The organism is Pedobacter sp. 01T416_2 (assembly GCF_056398925.1).
The window spans coordinates 1-2,470 of the sequence record NZ_JBFTQI010000825.1 but is presented as its reverse complement, the minus strand read 5'-3'; the positions used below and the strand labels follow the sequence as shown (position 1 = coordinate 2,470).

2 protein-coding genes and 1 pseudogene are annotated in these 2,470 nt (G+C 40.7%); all 3 read right to left on the bottom strand.

The genetic code is table 11. The annotated features are described in order from the left end of the window. On the bottom strand, positions 1-1,653 hold a 1,653-nt coding region (locus AC1DPQ_RS24635), incomplete at its 3' end, for a family 78 glycoside hydrolase catalytic domain (RefSeq protein ID WP_477611174.1). Positions 1,654-1,788: 135 nt separating this feature from the next. Next, positions 1,789-2,187, bottom strand: a complete 399-nt coding sequence (locus AC1DPQ_RS24630; protein ID WP_477585521.1) for an SRPBCC family protein — start codon at positions 2,185-2,187, stop codon at positions 1,789-1,791. 37 nt (positions 2,188-2,224) lie between these two features. Beyond that, positions 2,225-2,470 (bottom strand): annotated as a pseudogene (locus tag AC1DPQ_RS24625) (orotate phosphoribosyltransferase); the annotation flags it as partial.

The window sequence follows — 2,470 nt, the reverse complement described above, 5'->3', positions numbered from 1 at the left end:
ACCCCATCCATCGGTAGGGATAATGGAAGGTAAAACGCCATTTGGCTGTTGTTCATCGCGGTGATCGGCGAGCCATTTTTCGTAAATGGTAATGCCGTCAAAGCCATAAAGACCGGTTTCTATCGCGATCTGTGCGTCGCCTGTCCAGCCATTTTTCTCTCTCTGTGGACAATCTGTAGGATAGCCAAAAAGATTTGATAGGTAAGAATTGTTGGTGGCGTAATAGATTTTATTGATGATCGGCTCTGAAGATTTAACCTCACCCGCAATTGGCACATCACTATGCATAAAATAGCCTACCAGATCTTCTTTTTTTAATTGGATGGGAGCGGAGCTGCTCACTTCTACATATTGAAAACCCTTATAATTGAAATGCGGCATAAAACTTTGTTCACCTTTTCCATTCAAAATCAGGATATCCGTCTGAAATGGATCAGTATTATCAGTTGGCCGGTAATGGGCATCAATATTGGAGATGTCTACGTGTCCGTTGGTATATAAACGCTCGCCGTGCTTTAGTTTTATAACAGTTCCGGCAGGTCCGCTTACCGTGATTTTGCTTACCCCTGAAATATTCCTGCCCAGATCGAAAAGATAAGTGGTGTCGCTAAACTTTCTTAAACTTTTGCTTGCTATTTCTTCAACATTACGGATAGGGTGCATGGCCTGTGCAACAATATTTTTAGATGGTGCTGAACGGTACATCACATTTTTCCAATCTGTATCGTCAAAATCTGGCGTGTTCCAGCCTGCTTTTTCAAGGCGGGCATCATAATGCTCGGCGGTATAAATACTATTAAAAATAATCGGACTTAAAGCTGTTTTCCATTCCTTACCTGATTTAATGGTTTCGGTTGTACCATCTTCATAAGTGATGCGTACATCAAGACAAAAAGTTGGCCTGTTGCGCCAGGGGGCACGGTCGAAATACCAAACTGCGGTCGATTGGTGGTTGTACCAGCCATTGCCCAACAGTACGCCAATAGCATTTTTGCCTTTGCTGATGGCCTCGGTTACATCATAGGTAACGTATAATGTTCTTCTATCAAAACGGGTATACATCGGGTCGAGGCGATGGTTGCCAATTTTTTTGCCGTTGATGGAGAGTTCGTACAAGCCAGCTGCTGCGATGTAAGCCCTGGCCGACTTGATTTTTTTAACCGTAGTAAAGGTGTTTCGGAAATAGGGTGCAGGCTTAAGCTTGGTATTTTCATTATCCGAAATCCACGCACCTTGCCAGTTTTCCATTTTCATCATCCCGGTTTCGAAGCTGGCGATATACACTTTGTTTGATTTCTTTTGGCTTCCATCAACAATATCAACCCTCCAATAATATTTAGTAAAAGGTTTTAGTGACTGGCCCGAATAAATAACCAAATTGTCATCTGATTTAACCCAGCCTGCATTCCAAAGTTTTGCACCGGCTTTAACAAGCGAAGCCGAATCGGTATCTACCAGAACGCGGTAGGCTGTTTGTTTTGCACCCTGATTGGCGTCGTTCATTTGCCATGTAAAACGCGGATTTGGATTATCTAAGCCGATCGGGTTAACCAAATATTCGGTTTTTAAAGCGGCGATCGATTGAGCAAGTGTTTTGGAAATAGGAGCAAGGGCAAAAAATAAAGCAGTTACCTGGAAAAATCTGAGGTTCATAGTTTAAAGGTTATTCGAAAACTAAGGTATTAAAATAATGTGCTGATAAAAGAACGCAATGGAATTTTTACGGATAAAAAAAGACGAAGGTTACTTCGTCTTTTAAATCTGTGAAATCACTTAAATCTGTGATATCTATCCTAAAGTTTCTTTCAGTTTTTCCGTTTGGTGATCGGCCAGTTTTTGTAGTGGACCAGATGCCAGCATTTTCATCATCATGTTCAGATCAGCTGAGATAATGTGTTTAGCTGTAGTTGTTCCGTTTCCATTATCTGCTACAGTCCACTTTAACTCCACATCAAAAGGTGCTTTTTCACTCGGAATTGCTGTTATTTCCTGATTTTCGATACGGCTCGAAATCTTAATGGCCAATTTTGCCATATTTTGGATGGTAAACCGTGCATCATCTTCTGTAGATTCCCAGTTGTAAATATTTTCTGGCATCAGTTGCTGATGATTGTTCATATTGGATAGAAATGCATAAACCTCTGCAACTGGTTTATTTACCTCTACTGCGCTTTCAATAACAGTCATTATATATTTTTTATAGATTTTTGTTTTTACTCAAAACTTAAGACTCCGGACTCAAAACTTGTCCTTGTCCCCATTCTGAAGGATTTAAACGCCATTTACCTAATAATTCCATATCACTTTTGGCAATAATGCTGTGCTCGGCAGCATAATCGATTAAAGCACCATAGCTTGATAAGGTTAAGTAACGACATTTTGCAGCTGCGAAATTTTCGTCTGCTTTTTCGAAACCGTAAGTGAAAATTGCCGCTAAGCCAGCTACCGATAAACCTGCAGCTCTTAATGC